At 67.0% G+C, this 17,637-nt stretch carries 17 protein-coding genes, 1 tRNA gene and 2 pseudogenes; 10 read left to right on the top strand and 10 right to left on the bottom strand.

The features are described 5' to 3' along the window. Positions 1-10 precede the first annotated feature (10 nt). The 3 genes from IT882_RS11900 to IT882_RS11890 form a co-directional block, all read right to left on the bottom strand. Positions 11-1,324, bottom strand: a complete 1,314-nt coding sequence (locus tag IT882_RS11900; RefSeq protein ID WP_195692032.1) for a DUF4032 domain-containing protein — start codon at positions 1,322-1,324, stop codon at positions 11-13. 77 nt (positions 1,325-1,401) lie between these two features. Further along, complete coding sequence (locus tag IT882_RS11895; RefSeq protein WP_195692031.1) at positions 1,402-2,508, bottom strand: ABC transporter ATP-binding protein; 1,107 nt, start codon at positions 2,506-2,508, stop codon at positions 1,402-1,404. 146 nt (positions 2,509-2,654) lie between these two features. Then, complete coding sequence (locus tag IT882_RS11890) at positions 2,655-3,503, bottom strand: NAD-dependent epimerase/dehydratase family protein (protein ID WP_195692030.1); 849 nt, start codon at positions 3,501-3,503, stop codon at positions 2,655-2,657. A 154-nt stretch (positions 3,504-3,657) separates the two neighbouring features. On the opposite strand from IT882_RS11890, the gene ppk2 reads away from it, so the two are divergent. From ppk2 to IT882_RS16615, 5 genes and pseudogenes are all read left to right on the top strand, one after another. Beyond that, positions 3,658-4,566 (top strand): polyphosphate kinase 2, encoded by a 909-nt coding sequence (ppk2, locus tag IT882_RS11885; protein ID WP_195692029.1) that lies wholly within the window; start codon positions 3,658-3,660, stop codon positions 4,564-4,566. Between the two features lie 184 nt (positions 4,567-4,750). Beyond that, complete coding sequence (locus IT882_RS11880) at positions 4,751-5,701, top strand: DsbA family protein (RefSeq protein ID WP_195692028.1); 951 nt, start codon at positions 4,751-4,753, stop codon at positions 5,699-5,701. A gap of 40 nt (positions 5,702-5,741) precedes the next feature. After that, positions 5,742-5,817: transfer RNA gene (locus IT882_RS11875), tRNA-Thr, on the top strand. Positions 5,818-6,024: 207 nt separating this feature from the next. Continuing rightward, positions 6,025-6,426: pseudogene (locus tag IT882_RS16620) on the top strand (DMT family transporter); the annotation flags it as partial. Positions 6,427-6,658: 232 nt separating this feature from the next. Further along, positions 6,659-6,979: a DMT family transporter gene (locus IT882_RS16615; protein WP_229382096.1), complete on the top strand. Its 321-nt coding sequence runs from the start codon at positions 6,659-6,661 to the stop codon at positions 6,977-6,979. Between the two features lie 12 nt (positions 6,980-6,991). On the opposite strand, the gene msrB is transcribed toward IT882_RS16615, so the two are convergent. Further along, positions 6,992-7,396, bottom strand: coding sequence for a peptide-methionine (R)-S-oxide reductase MsrB (gene msrB, locus IT882_RS11865; RefSeq protein WP_195692027.1), 405 nt, complete (start codon positions 7,394-7,396; stop codon positions 6,992-6,994). A gap of 222 nt (positions 7,397-7,618) precedes the next feature. Here msrB and IT882_RS11860 point away from each other — a divergent pair, with 222 nt between their 5' ends. From IT882_RS11860 to groL, 5 genes are all read left to right on the top strand, one after another. Beyond that, positions 7,619-8,629: a DUF2332 domain-containing protein gene (locus IT882_RS11860; protein WP_195692026.1), complete on the top strand. Its 1,011-nt coding sequence runs from the start codon at positions 7,619-7,621 to the stop codon at positions 8,627-8,629. Positions 8,630-8,638: 9 nt separating this feature from the next. Continuing rightward, positions 8,639-8,938, top strand: coding sequence for a DUF3263 domain-containing protein (locus tag IT882_RS11855; RefSeq protein WP_195692025.1), 300 nt, complete (start codon positions 8,639-8,641; stop codon positions 8,936-8,938). Beyond that, positions 8,938-9,537, top strand: a complete 600-nt coding sequence (locus tag IT882_RS11850; RefSeq protein WP_195692024.1) for a LytR C-terminal domain-containing protein — start codon at positions 8,938-8,940, stop codon at positions 9,535-9,537. The genes IT882_RS11855 and IT882_RS11850 overlap by 1 nt, the downstream gene beginning before the upstream one ends. A gap of 129 nt (positions 9,538-9,666) precedes the next feature. Then, the gene (locus IT882_RS11845; protein ID WP_195692023.1) at positions 9,667-9,867 is read left to right on the top strand and encodes a cold-shock protein; all 201 of its coding nucleotides are present in this window, start codon (positions 9,667-9,669) and stop codon (positions 9,865-9,867) included. A gap of 164 nt (positions 9,868-10,031) precedes the next feature. Then, positions 10,032-11,651, top strand: coding sequence for a chaperonin GroEL (gene groL / locus IT882_RS11840; RefSeq protein ID WP_195692022.1), 1,620 nt, complete (start codon positions 10,032-10,034; stop codon positions 11,649-11,651). 70 nt (positions 11,652-11,721) lie between these two features. On the opposite strand, the gene IT882_RS11835 is transcribed toward groL, so the two are convergent. The 6 genes and pseudogenes from IT882_RS11835 to IT882_RS16610 form a co-directional block, all read right to left on the bottom strand. After that, on the bottom strand, positions 11,722-12,549 hold the full coding sequence (locus tag IT882_RS11835; RefSeq protein ID WP_195692021.1) for a MerR family transcriptional regulator: 828 nt from the start codon (positions 12,547-12,549) through the stop codon (positions 11,722-11,724). Positions 12,550-12,628: 79 nt separating this feature from the next. Further along, entirely contained in the window at positions 12,629-12,916 is a 288-nt protein-coding gene (locus tag IT882_RS11830; RefSeq protein WP_195692020.1) for a WXG100 family type VII secretion target, read from the bottom strand. 137 nt (positions 12,917-13,053) lie between these two features. Next, the gene (locus IT882_RS11825) at positions 13,054-14,814 is read right to left on the bottom strand and encodes a sensor histidine kinase (RefSeq protein ID WP_229382095.1); all 1,761 of its coding nucleotides are present in this window, start codon (positions 14,812-14,814) and stop codon (positions 13,054-13,056) included. A gap of 19 nt (positions 14,815-14,833) precedes the next feature. Then, on the bottom strand, positions 14,834-15,526 hold the full coding sequence (locus tag IT882_RS11820) for a response regulator transcription factor (protein WP_195692019.1): 693 nt from the start codon (positions 15,524-15,526) through the stop codon (positions 14,834-14,836). A gap of 190 nt (positions 15,527-15,716) precedes the next feature. Continuing rightward, positions 15,717-17,371 (bottom strand): annotated as a pseudogene (locus tag IT882_RS11815) (DNA repair helicase XPB). Positions 17,372-17,412: 41 nt separating this feature from the next. After that, positions 17,413-17,565 (bottom strand): hypothetical protein, encoded by a 153-nt coding sequence (locus tag IT882_RS16610; RefSeq protein WP_229382450.1) that lies wholly within the window; start codon positions 17,563-17,565, stop codon positions 17,413-17,415. Positions 17,566-17,637: the final 72 nt, after the last annotated feature.

The following is a 17,637-nucleotide window of genomic DNA, read 5'->3' as shown; positions in this document are numbered from 1 at the left end:
CCCGCGCCGCTCAGACGAGGTCGCGCCAGTCCGTCGGTCCCGTCGAGGGGTTGCGCGGGAGCGGGACGGCATCGGTCACGATCGGGATCGCGAGTGTGTCGGTCGGCGGTCCCATGACCGTCGCCTCGTCGCGACGGAATCGCAGCACGTCGTCGATGTAGCTCGTGACGGCTTCGGCGACGGGAACCGACTGGCCCCGGGCCTGTGACATGTACCACCGGTGCTCGAGGAACTGGTGGTACACCTCGGCGGGTTCGAGCTTGGAGCGCAGGTCGAAGGGGATGGCGCGGATGACCGGCTCGAACACGCGGGTGAGCCACTCGTGCGCGCCCATTTCCTCGTCGTCTCCCGCGCGCGAGCCGCGCGCCTGAAATTCGTCGAGGTCGTTCAACAGCCGCCGCGCTTGGTTCTCTTCGACATCGAGCCCGGTCAGGCGGATGAGGCGCCGCTGGTGGTGCCCGGCATCCACGACCTTGGGCTGGATCGACACGCGCGTTCCGTCGCCGGTGGTCTGCATCGACATCTCCCCGATGTCGAAGCCGAGTTCATTGAGGCGTTCGACGCGCTCGGTGATGCGCCAGGCTTCTCGCGCCTCGAAGGTCTCGATCTCGGTGAGTTCACGCCACAGCGATCGGTAGGCGCTCATGATGCCGTCGGCGATCTCGACGGCATCCACACCCCCCTCCAGGCGGCCGCCGGCTTCGAGATCCATGATCTCTCCAGCGATGTTGGTGCGAGCCACGTCGAGGTCGTGCTCGCGCTGGCCCGGGGTCAGCCCGCTCTCGTGCAGCTCTCCGGTCTCGGCGTCCACGAGGTAGGCGGCGAACGCTCCCGCGTCCCGACGGAACAACGTGTTCGACAGCGAGACGTCGCCCCAGAAGAACCCGACGTTGTGCAGGCGGACCAGCAGCACCGCGAGAGCATCGACCAGGCGCGTCGCGGTCGTGGGGCGCAGTACCTGGGTGAACAGTGCCCGGTAGGGCAGCGAGAACTTCAGGTGCGCGGTGACGAGGGCGGCGGGAAGCGGCTCACCCTCGGCATCCCGGCGTCCGGCGATCACGGCCACCCGCTCGACACACGGCGCGTCCAGTCGATCGAGGTTGCCGAGCATGTCGTACTCGCGCCGCGCCATCTCTTCCGTCGTCTCTTTCACGGCGATGACCCGACCCGACAGACTCGCGAATCGCACCGTGTGGCGCGAGATGCCCTTGGGGAGGGAGACGATCGCCTCCGAGGGCCATTCGACCAGCGGCACCGACCACGGCAGGGTCAGCAGCCCAGGGTCGACGGTGCTCGCGGTGATCGAGAGTTGGGTGGACGACATCCGTTTCTCCGCATCCGGGGGCTTACGCGCGTGACGGCGCGGACGTCCAAGACATCCGCGCCGTCACGAACAGAGGATCAGGCAGCCGAGGCGACGGCCTTCTCCGAGAGACGCTCGCCCGACTCGACGTCGAACAGGTGCACGTGGTCCAGCAGCGGAGCCAGCACGACGGTCTCGCCCGCGTTCGGGTGGTTGCGGCCGTCGACGCGCGCAACGACATCCGTGCGCTTGCCCTTGATGTCGGCGTGACCGTACAGGTAACCGTCCGCGCCAAGCTCCTCGACGAGATCCACGACGACCGAGAGACCCTTTCCGTCGGCGGGGGCGACCTCGATGTCTTCGGGCCGCACACCGATGGTGACGTCGGTACCGCTGGCCTTGGACAGTTCGGCGCGCTCGACCGGAACGAGGTGCGTACCGAAGTTCACGCCGCCTTCAACGGTGTCGACGGTGAACAAGTTCATGGCGGGGGAGCCGATGAAGCCGGCGACGAAGATGTTCTTCGGGGACTCGTACAGGTCGCGGGGGGTGCCCACCTGCTGCAGGATGCCGTCCTTGAGCACCGCGATGCGGTCACCCATCGTCAGCGCCTCGGTCTGGTCGTGCGTGACGTAGACGGTCGTGACGCCCAGGCGCCGCTGAAGCGAAGCGATCTGGGTACGGGTCTGCACACGCAGCTTGGCGTCGAGGTTCGAGAGCGGCTCGTCCATGAGGAACACCTGCGGCTGACGCACGATGGCGCGACCCATCGCGACACGCTGACGCTGACCACCCGAGAGAGCCTTGGGCTTGCGGTCGAGGTAGGGCTCGAGGTCGAGAAGCTTGGCGGCCTCGAGAACGCGCGATGCGCGCTCATCCTTGTTGACACCGGCGATCTTCAGGGCGAAGCCCATGTTCTCGGCAACGGTCATGTGCGGGTACAGGGCGTAGTTCTGGAACACCATCGCGATGTCGCGATCCTTCGGCGGGACGTCGGTGACGTCGCGATCGCCGATACGGATGTGGCCCGAGTTGACCTCTTCGAGGCCGGCGAGCATACGCAGCGAGGTGGACTTTCCGCAGCCGGAGGGGCCGACCAGGACGAGGAACTCACCGTCGCCCACTTCGAGGTTCAGCTTGTCGACAGCGGGACGGGTTCCGCCCGGGTAGAGGCGGGTTGCGTTGTCAAAGGTGACGGACGCCATTTCTTCTTCTCCTTCACCGGCAGGTACGTGCCGGACGATCCGTTGTGAGGATGAGCGGGGGCTTGGCCCGCACGCCCGTCATCGGGCGCACCTTTCAGTATGCCACCCCCACCTGGGAGGATGCAGCGCGTCGGAGCGGCGCCGGGTTAGGCGTGATCGCGCCACGAGTGCTGGGGGGCATAGCCCAGCATCCGCGTGGCCTTCTCGATCGAGAGGAGAGTCTCGTTCGGCTCCACCTCGCGCGTGACCGCAACGTCGGGGAACACCTCCGCGAGCAGGTCGGCGCTGGGCCGGGACATCACCGTGTCGGCCGCGGCGATGATGTAAGGCTCGAAGCCGAGGGGAGCGACCTGCAGCGCGCGCTCCACGGCCTGAGCGCCGTCACGGGCGTCGATGTAGCCCCACAGATTCCACTTGCGGGCTCGCGCATCCTCGTCGAAGCCGGGGAAAGCTGCGTAGTCCTCGGGCACCATGACGTTCGAGAACCGCAGCGCCGTGATCGACAGATCGGGATGCCACCGCACGAGCTCGTGCGCCATCCTCTCCTCCATCGTCTTGACCAGGGAGTAGACGCTCTCGGGGCGCGGCGCGTATTCCTCGTCGACCGGGACGTAGGGCGGCGGAACGTCGAAGGGCAGACCCAGCACCGTCTCGCTGGAGGCGTAGACGAGGCGCCGGATGCCGAGCCTCACGCTCGCCCAGAACACGTTGAACGTCGCCGCCATGTTGTTGTGGAAGACGGCGACCTCGGAGCGGATGCCGGGAGCCGGGATCGCCGCCAGGTGGACGACGGCATCCAGCCCGCGGTCGTTTCGGTCGCCGAGGCCTGCCAGGGCGTCGATCACCTGCCCGTAGTCGGTGAGATCCACCTGTAGGAAGCCGGGCTGCGGACGGCCGGCGATGTCGAATCCGATCACCTCGTGCCCCGCTGCGCTCAGCTCACGAACGACGACACTGCCGAGCTTTCCGGTCGAGCCGGTCACCACAATTCTCATGGCTCCAGCCTCGCACGCTGCATCCGGGGGAGGGCAGACTCGATCGTCATCGGATGTTCATGCTGCCGTGGCGTCAGGTCTCGTGCGAAGAACGCCGGTAGGTGAGAATGCGAACACGGCGTACACGATCCAGACCGCGCCGGTGGAGGTTGTCATGCTCGAGAACGTGCCGAACGGAGACATGCGGACCTATATCGAGTACCTGCGCGAAAACGGCTACACCGTGCGCGATGGACACACGCCGGATCCTGATCTCATCGATCCCGAGGGCAACCCCGTCTACACCTGGCAAGAGGGGTACCCCTACGACGACCGGATGGGCCGCGATGAGTATGAGCTCGAGAAGTACCGGCTGCAGGTGGAGCTGCTGAAGTTCCAGTACTGGCTCGAAGACACCGGTGGCCGCGCCATCATCCTGTTCGAAGGTCGGGACGCCGCCGGTAAGGGCGGCACGATCAAGCGCTTCACCGAGCACCTCAACCCCCGGTCGGCGCGTGTCGTGGCGCTTGCCAAGCCCAGCGATCGCGAACAGGGCCAGTGGTACTACCAGCGCTACATCCAACACTTCCCGACCGCGGGTGAGATCGTCATGTTCGACCGCTCCTGGTACAACCGTGCCGGCGTCGAGCGGGTCATGGGGTTCTGCTCGGATGACGAATACGAAACCTTCATGGAGCAGACGCCGTCGTTCGAACGGATGCTGGTCGAGTCCGGCATCCATCTGACGAAGTTCTGGTTCTCGGTCTCGCGCACCGAACAGCGCACGCGGTTTGCGCTTCGTCAGCTCGACCCGGTGCGGCGCTGGAAGCTCTCGCCGATGGACATCGCGTCGCTGAACAAGTGGGCTGAGTACACGGTCGCGAAAGAAGAGATGTTCCGTCGCACCGACAAGAAGTACGCGCCGTGGACGATCGTCCGCTCCAACGACAAGAAGCGCGCTCGTGTCAACGCCATGAAGTTCTTCCTCGGGCAGTTCGACTACGACGGCAAAGACCTCGAGGTCGTGGGCACTCCCGACCCGCTGCTGGTGATGCGCGGCAAGCAGGAGGAAGCCGACGAGTAGCCGTGCGCGTCGAACGACGCCCGCTTCCGGCGAAAGTCACATCCGCGATAGCGCCATGTCTGGGCTTTTCCCAGGCTCTCTGGCTACCATCGTGGGCGGTGGCCGTTACCTGAGCGGTATGCCCGGCCGACGCTACGGCCCCCTGTCGGGTACAGCCCGACCCCCTGGTTTGTGAAGAGGTTTCATGTCGAGCGATCAGACGCCCAGCGGCGAGCAGCCCGCGGCGCCCGAGGCGCGCGACCGCCGCGAAGCGGTCCGCGAGAAGGCGCAGAAAGTTCACGCGAAGCAGACGCGCGCGCGTCGCATCCGTGCCGGGATCATCGGCGTGGGAATCGTCGCCGTCGTCGGTGTTGTCGCTGTGTGCGTCACGTGGGCGGTCATCTCGACGACCTCAACGCAGGCGCTGACCCCCGCCGCGGCCAAGGCCGACGGTTTTGCTGTGACAGATGTCGATGGTGTCGTCATCGCGCAGGAGGGTGTCAACGACAGCACCTCCACCGAGGCCGGAACCACGCCGACGGCGACCGCCGATCCGACGCCGGCGCCGACGGATGCTCCCGAGATCGAGATCCGGGTCTACGTCGACTACCTCTCCACCGGCTCCGCTGAGTTCCAGCTCGCCAACGCGCCGCAGCTGTCGACCTGGGTCGACGAGGGTGCGGTCAGCCTCACGTACTACCCGGTCGCGATGCTCACGGCCAAGTCCAACGGCACGAAGTACTCGCTGCGTGCTGCAGCGGCATCCGCCTGTGTCGCCACGCACGCCTCCGATGCGTTCTTCGCCTTCAACAACGCGCTGCTGAACCAGCAGCCGGATGTCGACGCCGACGGGTACTCCGACACCGAACTGGCCGATATCGCGCAGGCATCCGGGGTCTCGAACCCCAAGGTCGTGCGGGCCTGCATCGAAAACGGCGACTTCCTCTCGTGGGCCAAAAAGGCCACGGAGCGGGCGGTGGAAGATATCCCCGAGACTGACGGCGTGCAGCTCACCGGCACGCCCCTGGTCCTGGTCAACGGCTCCGTCTACGTGGGCGCACTCGACAACCCGAAGGAGTTCGCCCAGTTCGTGCTGACGATCGACTCCGACGCGTACTACCAGACCCCCAGCCCCACACCGACGCCCACTCCCTGACGCCGGGAGCACCTCGGCGCCCCGATAGACTGGGGGCTCTGCCGACGTGGCGCAATTGGTAGCGCACCCGACTTGTAATCGGGCGGTTACGGGTTCAAGTCCCGTCGTCGGCTCCAGAACACCCCATAGGTGCCGTAATTGGATGCCGACCTGACGTTGTCATCGGGCGGTTACGGGTTCACGTCCCGTCGTCGGCTCCAGAACACCCCATAGGTGCCGTAATTGGATGCCGACCTGACGTTGTCATCGGGCGGTTACGGGGTCACGTCCCGTCGTCGGCTCCATCTATCGGGCAGCTTCCCGACTACGGGCAGAATGAAACGGTGACCTCTGGCAGAGCAGCGACGGCCCTCGGGCTCATCGGTACTGCCACGGTGGGCGCGCTGACCGCACTGCAGGTGCGCGCCAACGGACAACTCGGTCACCGCATCGACGACAGCACTCTTGCCGCGGCGTTCTCTTTCGGGTCAGGCCTCGTGCTCATCGCCGTGATCGCCGCCCTCACCCCCGCTGGGCGGCGCGGACTCCGCGCACTCCGCCAGGGCCTCCGCGGTGGCGGCATCCGGTGGTGGATGCTGGCCGGTGGCCTCGCGGGAGCGTTCACGGTCTCGAGTCAGAGCATCACCGCCGGCATCATCGGTGTGTCGCTGTTCACCGTCGGATTCGTCGCGGGCCAGATTGTCTTCGGCATCGTGATCGATCGGATCGGCTACGGACCGTCAGGCGTGGTGCCGGTGACGATCCGACGCGTGGTCGGAGGCGCCGTCGCGCTGGTGGCCGTGGCCATCTCGGTGACAGGTGGGAATCTCACCGGCGTGCCGTGGTGGATGCTGCTCCTGCCGCTTCTCGCGGGGGTGGTGTTGCCTGGCAGCAGGCCACCAACGGCCGCCTCCGCGGCGCGACGGGCTCGGCGATCGCGGCAACCGCGGTCAACTTCCTCGGGGGGCGATCGCGCTTGTGCTGATCGCCGCCGTTCACGTCGCGATCGTGGGAATGCCCGAGAGCTGGCCGAGCGATCCGTGGCCCTACACCGGTGGCGTGCTCGGGGTCGGCTACATCCTGTTGTCGGCCGCCCTCGTGCGCCGGACCGGCGTACTCCTGCTGGTGCTCGGGTCTGTCGTCGGACAGCTCGCGACGGCCCTCGTTCTGGATGCGGTCTGGCCGGCCCCCGCCAGTCCTGGGCTCGCGCACGAAGTGCTGGTCGCGCTCATCGCTGTGGCATCCGTGGCCATCGTCGTCGTGCCGTGGCCCCGTACGCGCCCGGGAGCGCGCGCGTGAGGATGGGGCGGGTCAGGACTCTTCGGGTGTGAAGCTCAGCGCGATCGAGTTCATGCAGTAGCGGTCGCCCGTCGGTGTCCCGAACCCGTCGGGAAAGACGTGTCCGAGGTGGGAGCCGCACTGCGCGCACCGCACCTCGGTCCGCACCATGCCGTGGGTACGGTCCTCGATGAGCTCGACAGCCTCGGGGCGAACAGACTCGTAGAAGCTCGGCCATCCGCAGTGCGAATCGAACTTCGTGCCGCTCTTGAACAACTCGTTGCCGCAGGCGGCGCAGGTGTAGAAGCCGGCGCGGCTCTCGTCGAGCAACTCACCGGTCCACGGACGCTCCGTCGCTGCTTCGCGCAGCACGGCATACTGGTCGGCGCTGAGTTCTGCGCGCCACTCGGACTCGGACTTCTTGGTGGGATAGGACATTGTTCCTCCTCGCCACAAGTCAACACGAACCCGCCCCGGACTGTTCCATCACGCGACGCATATCGTCGTCACCGTCGGCGCGCCCGCCGCGGTTGCAACGGCGCAGCCTTCGCGCGACACCCCGGCCCGGGGCATCCGCAGCCGGCGTGTCGCTGGCGGCGTGCGCCGTTACGACCGGGGGTGAGCCGCACGACCGCGGTAGCACTGCTTCACAATGGGGTCATGGTGACCTCCCCGGATGCCGAGGCGAGCCGCGTCGCCGAGCGGTACGACCGCTTCGCGACGCAGGAAGCGCCGGGTCGCTCGGAGCTCTACGCCGCCTGGGCCGCGGGTGTTGCGGCCGATCCCGATACCCAGCGCCTCCTGGCCCGTATTCCCGCCGAGCGCCGGCAACCGCCGCTCGTGTTCGCGGTGACGAGGATGCTGGGCGCAGCCGAGGGGAGTTTCGCGGAGTGGTCGCAGTGGCTGGCCGAAAACAGCGACGAGGTCGTCGCCGAGTGCATGGCGCGGGGGTTGCAGACCAACGAACCGTTGCGGTGCGCAGCGCTCCTGCCCGCCCTGAGCCTCATCGACGGACCGATCGCGCTCCTGGAGATCGGCGTGAGCGCGGGGCTGTGCCTCTATCCCGACCGCTACTCCTACCGGTATGAGGGTGGTCCGGCCCTGGACCCTGCCCGCGGCCCCTCGCCGGTCATCCTTCACAGCCGCGCCCAGGGACTGCCCGACCTCCAGCTGCCCGAGGTCGTGTGGCGCCGAGGCATCGACCTCGCGCCGCTGGATGCGGCATCCGCCGCCGACAGGCGCTTCCTGACCGCGCTCGTCTGGCCGGGCGAGCAGGGGCGCCTCGAGCGGATCACCGCGGCCCTCGACATCGTGCGCGAGGATCCACCGACCCTCGTCGCCGGCGATGCGACCGACGACGGGCTTCTCGGGGCTGTCGCGGCCGAAGCGCCTCGCGGGGCGACACTGGTCGTGACCACGCCCGGCGTGCTGCCGCACATCGCTCGTGCCGGACGCACGCGGCTGTTCACCCAGATCGATGCGCTGCGCTCCGCACGACCCGGAACCCGGTGGGTCTCCATCGATCCGCCCGGACTCCACGATCGCTGGGGTGCGGATGCGGCGACCTGGCCCGGCTTCGCGCTGGGGATGGATGAGCAAGCGCTCGCGGTCGTCGATCCACTCGGGGCGTGGGTGGAGTGGCGTGCTCACGATGTCGCTGCTCGCCGATAATCTCGCAGCGTGCCCCTGAATGAGCGTGAGCGCGCGATCCTCGACTTCGAGTCGTCGTGTCGGCTGCGCGGATGGGCCAAAGAGGAAGAGATCCGCCAGACGCTGGGCATGTCACCGGCCCGCTACTACCAGCTGCTGGTGCGGATGCTGGACTCGGTCGACGCGCAAGCGTACGACCCGCTCCTGATGGGGCGACTACGGCGGCTGCGTGAGCGCGGTCGGGGCGTGGGCCGCGCGGGTTCGGCGAACGGAGACTCCGCCGCCCGTCCCCGCACGGTTTCCTTGGGCGGCATCGGTACGATCGTCTGATGCCGAAGTCCGAGTTCCCGCGCGATCGATTCGACGACCTGCCCGAGGACGTCGGGCGCGTCGGTGCCCACCGCGCCGAACAGCCCCACATGCGCGGCGGTGTCGTCTTCTTCTGGGCGGCGCTGGCCACCGTCATCCTCATCGCGGTCGGGATCTTCGCAACGTTCGTTGTCTCGGGCCGCATCGTGCTCTTTCCCGAACCGACTCCCGAGCCGACCCCGACCGTGACCGTCGACCCGGTCGTCGACACGTCGTACTCGGTTTTGATCCTCAACGCGACCCCCGAGACGGGGCTTGCCACGCAAATGAAGGACCAGCTCATCGCCGCCGGATGGGGCCCTGACTCGGTGCTGGCGGGGCAGGCTGGAACCGAAGACTTCCCCGAGACGACCGTCTACTACGCGACGGACGCGGACCTCGCCGCGGCGTTGGGACTTGCGAACGTGATCGGCGGGGCCGCCGTGCAGCAGAGCGACATCTACCAGCCGACCGACGACCCCGCGACCGAGATCGACGAAGGTGCTACGAAGCAGCTCACGATCGTCATCGGCCTCGACCGCACGGCTGCCGGCGCGCCCACCCCGGAGCCGACCAGCTGATCCGCGCGGCCCGCGTGTTTCCGGGCCGTAACAAGGTGAAGACGCGCGTGTCAATACTTCGTGCGGGGGCCATATTCGGTCGATCCTGATGAATACGATGACGGTGTCCCATCAGCATCAGGAGTACGCATGGCCCAAGGCACCGTGAAGTGGTTCAACGCCGAGAAGGGGTACGGCTTCATCACCGTCGATGACGGTCAAGACGTGTTCGTCCACTACTCGAACATCGACATGACCGGATTCCGTGTTCTCGAAGAGGGCCAGAAGGTCGAATTCACCGTCGGGTCGGGCCAGAAGGGTCCCCAGGCGGAGTCCGTGCGCGTGGTCTGACCGCCCCGCGGGACAGGTTTCGGAAGAGACGGATGCCTCGGCATCCGTCTCTTCGTCGTCTTCGCCGAGCGCGGCTTGCACTCCCCATGCACGAGTGCCAGAATGAGTTAGCACTCCAGATCGGTGAGTGCTAAGACCAGCTCCGTCCGGGAGGGACGACACACATGGCAAAGATGATCGCTTTCGACGAAGAGGCCCGTCGCGGCCTTGAGCGCGGCCTGAACACCCTCGCCGACGCCGTCAAGGTGACGCTCGGCCCCCGCGGCCGCAACGTCGTGCTCGAAAAGAAGTGGGGCGCCCCCACAATCACGAACGACGGCGTTTCGATCGCCAAGGAGATCGAGCTCGAGGACCCGTACGAGAAGATCGGCGCGGAACTCGTCAAGGAAGTCGCTAAGAAGACCGACGACGTCGCCGGTGACGGCACCACGACCGCGACCGTTCTCGCTCAGGCGCTCGTGCGCGAGGGCCTGCGCAACGTCGCGGCCGGCGCCGACCCGATCTCGCTCAAGAAGGGCATCGAGAAGGCCGTCAAGGCAGTCACCGACGAGCTGCTCGCCGGTGCGAAGGAAGTCGAGTCCAAGGAGCAGATCGCCGCTACCGCGTCGATCTCCGCCGCTGACCCCGAGATCGGCGCTCTGATCGCCGAGGCCATCGACAAGGTCGGCAAGGAGGGCGTCGTCACGGTCGAGGAGTCGAACACGTTCGGCACCGAGCTCGAGCTGACCGAGGGTATGCGCTTCGACAAGGGCTACCTCAACCCCTACTTCGTGACCGACCCGGAGCGCCAGGAAGCGGTCTTCGAAGACCCCTACATCCTGATCGCGAACCAGAAGATCTCGAACATCAAGGACCTGCTGCCGATCGTCGACAAGGTGATCCAGGACGGCAAGGAGCTCCTGATCATTGCTGAGGACGTCGAGGGCGAGGCGCTCGCGACTCTCGTGCTCAACAAGATCCGCGGCATCTTCAAGTCGGCTGCCGTCAAGGCTCCGGGCTTCGGTGACCGTCGCAAGGCTCAGCTGCAGGACATCGCGATCCTCACCGGCGGCCAGGTCATCACCGAAGAGGTGGGCCTCAAGCTCGAGAACGCGACGCTTGACCTGCTCGGCCGTGCTCGCAAGGTCATCATCACGAAGGACGAGACCACGATCGTCGAGGGAGCCGGCGACGCCGCGCTCATCGAGGGTCGCGTGACCCAGATCCGTCGCGAGATCGACAACACCGACAGCGACTATGACCGTGAGAAGCTGCAGGAGCGCCTCGCGAAGCTCGCCGGTGGCGTCGCTGTCATCAAGGCAGGCGCTGCGACCGAGGTCGAGCTCAAGGAGCGCAAGCACCGCATCGAGGACGCCGTTCGCAACGCGAAGGCTGCCGTCGAAGAGGGCATCGTCCCCGGTGGTGGTGTCGCACTCATCCAGGCTGGCACGAAGGCGTTCGCGTCGCTCGAGCTCACCGGTGACGAGGCAACCGGCGCGAACATCGTCAAGGTCGCCATCGAGGCTCCGCTCAAGCAGATCGCGCTGAACGCGGGTCTGGAGCCGGGCGTCGTCGCGAACAAGGTCTCCGAGCTTCCCGCGGGTCACGGCCTCAACGCCGCGACCGGCGAGTACGGCGACCTCTTCGCTCAGGGCATCATCGACCCGGCGAAGGTGACGCGCTCCGCGCTGCAGAACGCGGCATCGATCGCGGGTCTGTTCCTCACGACCGAAGCTGTCGTCGCGGAAAAGCCCGAGAAGACCCCGGCCATGCCCGCCGACCCGTCGGGTGGCATGGACTTCTAAGTCACGCCGAGTCATAACGAGAATGGCCCCCTCCTTCCGGGAGGGGGCCATTCTTGTTCGCGGGGGGCCGTCAGGCTAGCGGCAGGCACACATCAGTCACGAGGTCCGCCTCGGCGACCTCATCGGGCGTACTCAGGTAACGGTTGAACGCGTGCGCGGCGATCGTGCCGTCGGACCGGGGGCTCAGCCCGTCCGCCGCCAGCCGGGCGTTGATGAGGTCGTGAGCCTGGCTGATCTGATCGTAGGGGCCGTTCACCCGCGCGACGAGGCAGTCGCGAGCGGGCAGGTCGATGACCTCGACCGGCGAATCGATCTGGGTGCCGGGTACAACCGGGACGAAGATCGACAGGTCGACATCCGACTCGACGTACTGGTCGTCGTGTTCGATCACGCCGCAGGGACCGATCGGGTTGATCGAGCGCTCGGCCAGGATTGGCATCAATTGCGCCCAGAGGCGTCCCTCGTCGGAATAGGTCGGGACCGTGCCGCGGAGGGTTGCGACGGTCATGGCGGGCAGGGTGGTGTGCGTAACGGTGATGGTCATGAGGGTGTCTCCGTGTTCGAGAAGGCGGGTGATGAGCGACACTCGTTCCTGCGCCTGACGGACCTCGTGCTGCAACTCCGCGTGCTGCAACTGCAGAGCGCGGGTCCAGGCCGGGGTTCCGCGAGCGTCGAGGAGGGCGCCGATGGCGGAGACGCCGAAACCGACGTCGCGGAGGTTCCGGACAGCGGCGGCGTCCACCAACTGATGGGGGGCGTAGCGCCGGTATCCCGTTGCGGCATCGACCACGGCGGGAACGAGCACGCCGTGGGTGTCGTAGTGACGGAGCATCCGGACCGACAGTCGGGTCAGCGAGCTGAACCGACCGATCGTCATGAGTGTCGAGGTCTCGGCCATGCCTTCATCGTGACGGATGACACCGTGTGAGGGTCAAGCAACTCGCGCTCAGAGCATCCCCATGATTCGCTCCGACCGCTCAGCGGAACAGGCCGAGGGTCATCTGCTCGGCCTCGGCATACTGGTGGCCGGCCGTCTCGAGGGCGACGCCGATCGCACTGAGTGCCTCTTCGACCTGGACGTTGGCTGCGCGCCACTGGTCGATCACGCCGGAGAAGGCAACGGATGCCGCGCCGGTCCACTGCGATTGCAGACCCGTGAGCTGTGCGAGCATCGCGTGCGTCTCGGCGCGGACGCGGTCGGCGGTAGCCCGCACACCGGCAGTTGCGGCCAGAACTGCATCGCTGTCTACGGAATAGATGGCCAAGGAAACCTCCCGATGTCGTGACTGTCGCTGACACGCTACGGGGGCGACTCCCTCTCGCAATCGGGGATCGGCGCCCACTGCGCACGGGCGAGCGCCGATGCCGCCCTGGGGAGGAGAGACCGGGAGTTTCGGGCGACTCAGTCCTGCGGGTCGCTCCGCAGATCGGCGGGGAGCCGCTCCAGCGGCTGTGTCTCGAGGAAGGCGTGATCGGCCGGGTCGAGGTGGCAGGCCAGGGGGAAGCCGACGCGGAAGGTGGCACCCCCGCCCGGGGTGTCCATCACGCGAACAGAGCCGTGCAGGGATTCCACGATCGACGCGACGATCGACAGTCCGAGTCCCGATCCGCCGGTCTCTCGCGTGCGCGAGGTGTCTGCGCGCCAGAACCGCTGGAAGATCTTGTCTTTGATCTGATCAGGGATGCCTTCGCCGTGGTCCACGATCTCGATCCAGCCGGATTGGGCCGCCGCATCCACCCCGACACGCAGGTCGATGGGGGAGTCCTCGGCGGTGAAGCGGCGCGCGTTTCCGATGAGGTTCGTGATCACCTGGCGGATGCGGTTCTCTTCGCCCAGCACGATCGGCGGGAGCGCCACGGGGGCAGACGAGGAGGGGCCGAGATCCAGCGGCGCGATGACGATCTGTTCGGTGGTCGGCGCGATGCCGCGAGCGTCCCGGGGCCGGCGGCGCAGCAGGATGGAGCCCGCGAGACTGAACGCTGATCGTGGGCGCTTCGGCGTCTCGAGCGTGTCGGTCTCCGTCTGCGGCGCCGGTGGCTCCGTCGGTTCGACGATGGTCGTGTCGATGACAGCGACCGGTCGCTGCGGAGAGGCAGCTCGGACATCGAGCGCGGCATCCCGAGCGAGGGGGCGCAGATCGATCGGAGCGAACTCGATGTCGCGTTTCTCATCGAGCCGGGCAAGGGCGAGCAGATCCTCCACGAGCAGGCCCATCCGCATGGCTTCCTTCTCGATCCGCTCCATCGACTGGGCGACGTCCTCGTCGGTGCGGATGGCGCCCATCCGGTACAGCTCGGCGTAGCCGCGCACCGTGACCAGCGGTGTGCGCAGTTCGTGCGACGCGTCGCCGACGAACCGGCGCATCTGGCGCACCGTGGCGTCGCGCTGGGCCAGTGCGGCATCGATGCGACCGAGCATCGCGTTGATCGCCGTCTTGAGTCTGCCGACCTCCGTGGCGGGGGCGATGTCGGTCATACGCTGGCCGAAGTCGCCGGCAGCGATCTCCATGGCCGTGTTCTCGACCTGGGTGAGGCTGCGGAATGCGAGGGTGACCAGCAGTCGGATCGCGACAGCACCGAGCACGATCGTGATCACCGAGAGGATGCTGTAGATGCCGAGGTAGGTGGCGAGCGTTTGAGTCACCGTGGTCAGCGGAACAGCGATCATCTGGGTGTAGAACACGGTGGTGCCCTTCACCTCGATGAGGGCCGATGCCGCGCGGAACTCTGTTCCGGGGGTGGTCCCGGGGATCGTGAACGGTTCCTGTTGCTGGGTTACCGAGGTCTGGGTCGGCAGGTACTGGGCGGGGAAGTCGGGCTCGTTGTTGTGCCGCCCTCCACCGGCGCTCGCGACGAAGTCGCCATCCTGGTTGTAGATCGCGACGAAATAGTCCGTCGGGACGGTCTCGGTTTTCGGGACGAAGGCGGGATCGGCGAGAAGATCGATGTCGAACAGGGCGCTCACGCCCGCGCCGGCGAGCTGGGAGACCTGCGTATCAACGCTCGCCAGCAGCTGGCTGCGCAGGAAGACCGTCGTCCCGATACCCGTCGCCAGCAGCCCGAGGGCGAGGATGGACACCGCGACACCGGTCACCTTGGCGCGCAGGCTGAGACTGCGCCACCACCCGGTGACGGCGTCGGTCTTGTCGGGCGCGCTGCTCACGCCGACTCCGGCGGATGCCTCACGCCGACTTGCCGGCCTTCAGCATGTAGCCGAATCCGCGCTTGGTCTGGATCAGCGGCTCCGACGAGTACGGGTCGATCTTGCGCCGCAGGTACGAGATGTAGCTCTCGACGATGCCGGCGTCGCCGTTGAAGTCGTACTCCCAGACGTGGTCGAGGATCTGCGACTTCGAGAGCACGCGGTTCGGGTTCAGCATGAGGTAGCGCAGCAGCTTGAACTCGGTGGGGCTCAGGTCGATCGAGACATCCCCGACCGAGACATCGTGCGTGTCCTGGTCCATCGTCAGCTCGCCGGCGCGGATGACGGACTCTTCGTCGGTCTGCATTGTGCGGCGCAGAATCGCCTGGATGCGGGCGACGATCTCGTCGAGGCTGAACGGCTTGGTGACGTAGTCGTCACCGCCCGCGTTCAGGCCGGTGATCTTGTCTTCGGTCTCGTCCTTGGCTGTCAGGAACAGGATCGGAGCGGTGTACCCGGCGCCGCGGAGGCGCTTGGTGACGCTGAATCCGTTCATGTCGGGCAGCATGACATCGAGCAGGATGAGGTCGGGTTCCTCTTCGAGAACTGCCGAGATCGTCTGGGCGCCGTTGGCGACGGCCTTGACCTGGTAGCCGGCGAACTTGAGGCTCGTCATCAGCAGGTCTCGGATGTTCGGCTCGTCGTCGACGACGAGGATGCGGGGTGCGCTCATGCCCCCATTATCGTGATGTCGCTGGTGTGGATGCTGGATATTGCGCGGATCGGCGGTTCTCGCCCTCCCCAGCGTAGGAAGAATCCGCAGCGTAGGACGTTTCGGGGCGGCATCCGCCGACCTCGGCGAGATCCCCTACCTCCGGAAGGCGGACGGATGCGAAAGGCTGCAGTGGACCGCGCGAGGTGGCCTACGCGGCGAGTCTGTCGGCATCCAGGATCGTGTAGCTGTAGCCCTGTTCAGCGAGGAACCGCTGGCGGTTCTGGGCGAAGTCCTGATCGATCGTGTCGCGGGCGATGAGCGTGTAGAAGCTCGCCGTGTTGCCCGACTGCTTGGGGCGCAGCAGCCGGCCGAGGCGCTGTGCCTCCTCCTGCCGGGACCCGAAGGACCCCGACACCTGAATGGCGACGGATGCTTCGGGCAGATCCACCGAGAAGTTCGCGACCTTCGACACCACGAGCACCGGGATCTGACCTTCTCGGAAGCCCTGGTACAGCTCCTCGCGCTCATCGACCGGGGTGGCTCCCGTGATTTGTGGGGCATCGAGCGCCTGGGCGATCTCGTCGATCTGGTCGAGGTACTGGCCGATCACGAGGATCTGTTCGCCGGCGTGTCGGGCGACGAGGTCTTTCACGACGCCGATCTTCACGGGCGCCGTCGCGGCCAGCCGGTACCGTTCGTCATCGGCTGCTGCGGCGTACTCGAGCCGCTCGCCGGCCGGCAGGTCGACGCGCACTTCGTAGCAGGCGGCGGGGGAGATGAACCCCTGCGACTCGATCTCTTTCCACGGTGCGTCGAACCGCTTGGGGCCGATGAGGCTGAACACATCGCCCTCCCGGCCGTCTTCGCGCACGAGCGTCGCGGTCAGCCCCAGGCGGCGCCGGGCCTGCAGGTCGGCGGTGAGCTTGAAAACGGGAGCGGGCAGCAGGTGGACCTCGTCATAGACGATGAGCCCCCAGTCGAGGGCATCGAGCAGCGCGAGGTGCGCGTACTGACCCTTCCGCTTGGCGGTGAGGATCTGATAGGTCGCGATCGTGACCGGCTTGACCTCTTTGGCCTGCCCCGAGTATTCGCCGATCTCCTCGGGCGTGAGGCTCGTGCGCTTGAGCAGCTCATCGCGCCACTGCCGCGCACTGACGGTGTTGGTGACGAGGATCAGCGTCGTGGTCTTCGTATCGGCCATCGCCCCGGCCCCGACGAGGGTCTTTCCTGCGCCGCAGGGGAGCACGACAACGCCCGAGCCGCCGTCGGTGAACGCATCCACCGCCTGTCGTTGGTACGGGCGCAGGTGCCAGTCCTGCTCGGCGAGATCGATGGGATGCGGCGTGCCCGGCGTGTAGCCGGCGAAGTCCTCGGCGGGCCAGCCGATCTTCAGGAGCTCTTGCTTGATCTGTCCGCGCGCCCAGGCGTCGATGACGTAGGTGTCGGGGGACGGATGCCCCACCAGCAGCGGCTGGATGCGCTTGTTCTTCGTGACCTCGGCCAGCACCGCGGCATCCGTCGAGCGCAGCACAAGCGCAGGCTCCTCGACCCCGGTACGGTGTCGCGTTCGATCACGAGCCTGCCGTAGCGGCCGACAGTCTCGCGGATGTCGATCGACACCGACGGCGGCACCGGGAAGCGGGTCCACCGGTCGAGAGTGTCGAGCATGTCTTCAGCGGTATGCCCGGCTGCCCGCGCGTTCCACAGACCGAGCCGCGTGATGCGGTACGTGTGGATGTGCTCGGGGGCGCGCTCGAGTTCGGCGAAGATCGCGAGTTCGTGGCGCGCGGATTCGGCATCCGGATGCGCCACTTCCAGCAGCACAGTCCGGTCGCTCTGCACGATGAGGGGGCCGTCAGCCATAGCGATCCAGTCTACCCGCGGGGTGGCAGTGTGGACGGCTGTCAGGTCGTCGAGACGTTGACGATGGTGGAGATCGGGAGGGTGCGCTCCACGTCGGCTCCCCGGTCTCTGCCGCGCAGTCGTCCACCGCCGAGCCCTGTGGCCTCCAGCGTGAAGGTGCGCGTCTCGGCGGGATTGATCTGCGCCGTGACCATGATGATCGACTTCGTGCGGACGGCTTGTTCGAGTTCGCGCTCGAGCCACGCGGCGTCGCCCTCGCCCCCGAG

Source organism: Microbacterium schleiferi (assembly GCF_015565955.1).
GTDB lineage: Bacteria > Actinomycetota > Actinomycetes > Actinomycetales > Microbacteriaceae > Microbacterium > Microbacterium schleiferi_A.
Note: the sequence above shows the minus strand (reverse complement) of the source record. Positions and strands in the feature narration are given on the sequence as shown.

What these genes read in the sequence shown, in the direction of transcription:
- IT882_RS11900 (WP_195692032.1), bottom strand. Translation starts at nt 1,324, where the DNA reads ATGTCGTCCACCCAACTCTCGATCACCGCGAGCACCGTCGACCCTGGG.
- IT882_RS11895 (WP_195692031.1), bottom strand. Translation starts at nt 2,508, where the DNA reads ATGGCGTCCGTCACCTTTGACAACGCAACCCGCCTCTACCCGGGCGGA.
- IT882_RS11890 (WP_195692030.1), bottom strand. Translation starts at nt 3,503, where the DNA reads ATGAGAATTGTGGTGACCGGCTCGACCGGAAAGCTCGGCAGTGTCGTC.
- ppk2 (WP_195692029.1), top strand. Translation starts at nt 3,658, where the DNA reads ATGCTCGAGAACGTGCCGAACGGAGACATGCGGACCTATATCGAGTAC.
- IT882_RS11880 (WP_195692028.1), top strand. Translation starts at nt 4,751, where the DNA reads ATGTCGAGCGATCAGACGCCCAGCGGCGAGCAGCCCGCGGCGCCCGAG.
- msrB (WP_195692027.1), bottom strand. Translation starts at nt 7,396, where the DNA reads ATGTCCTATCCCACCAAGAAGTCCGAGTCCGAGTGGCGCGCAGAACTC.
- IT882_RS11860 (WP_195692026.1), top strand. Translation starts at nt 7,619, where the DNA reads ATGGTGACCTCCCCGGATGCCGAGGCGAGCCGCGTCGCCGAGCGGTAC.
- IT882_RS11850 (WP_195692024.1), top strand. Translation starts at nt 8,938, where the DNA reads ATGCCGAAGTCCGAGTTCCCGCGCGATCGATTCGACGACCTGCCCGAG.
- IT882_RS11845 (WP_195692023.1), top strand. Translation starts at nt 9,667, where the DNA reads ATGGCCCAAGGCACCGTGAAGTGGTTCAACGCCGAGAAGGGGTACGGC.
- groL (WP_195692022.1), top strand. Translation starts at nt 10,032, where the DNA reads ATGGCAAAGATGATCGCTTTCGACGAAGAGGCCCGTCGCGGCCTTGAG.
- IT882_RS11835 (WP_195692021.1), bottom strand. Translation starts at nt 12,549, where the DNA reads ATGGCCGAGACCTCGACACTCATGACGATCGGTCGGTTCAGCTCGCTG.
- IT882_RS11820 (WP_195692019.1), bottom strand. Translation starts at nt 15,526, where the DNA reads ATGAGCGCACCCCGCATCCTCGTCGTCGACGACGAGCCGAACATCCGA.
- IT882_RS16610 (WP_229382450.1), bottom strand. Translation starts at nt 17,565, where the DNA reads ATGGTCACGGCGCAGATCAATCCCGCCGAGACGCGCACCTTCACGCTG.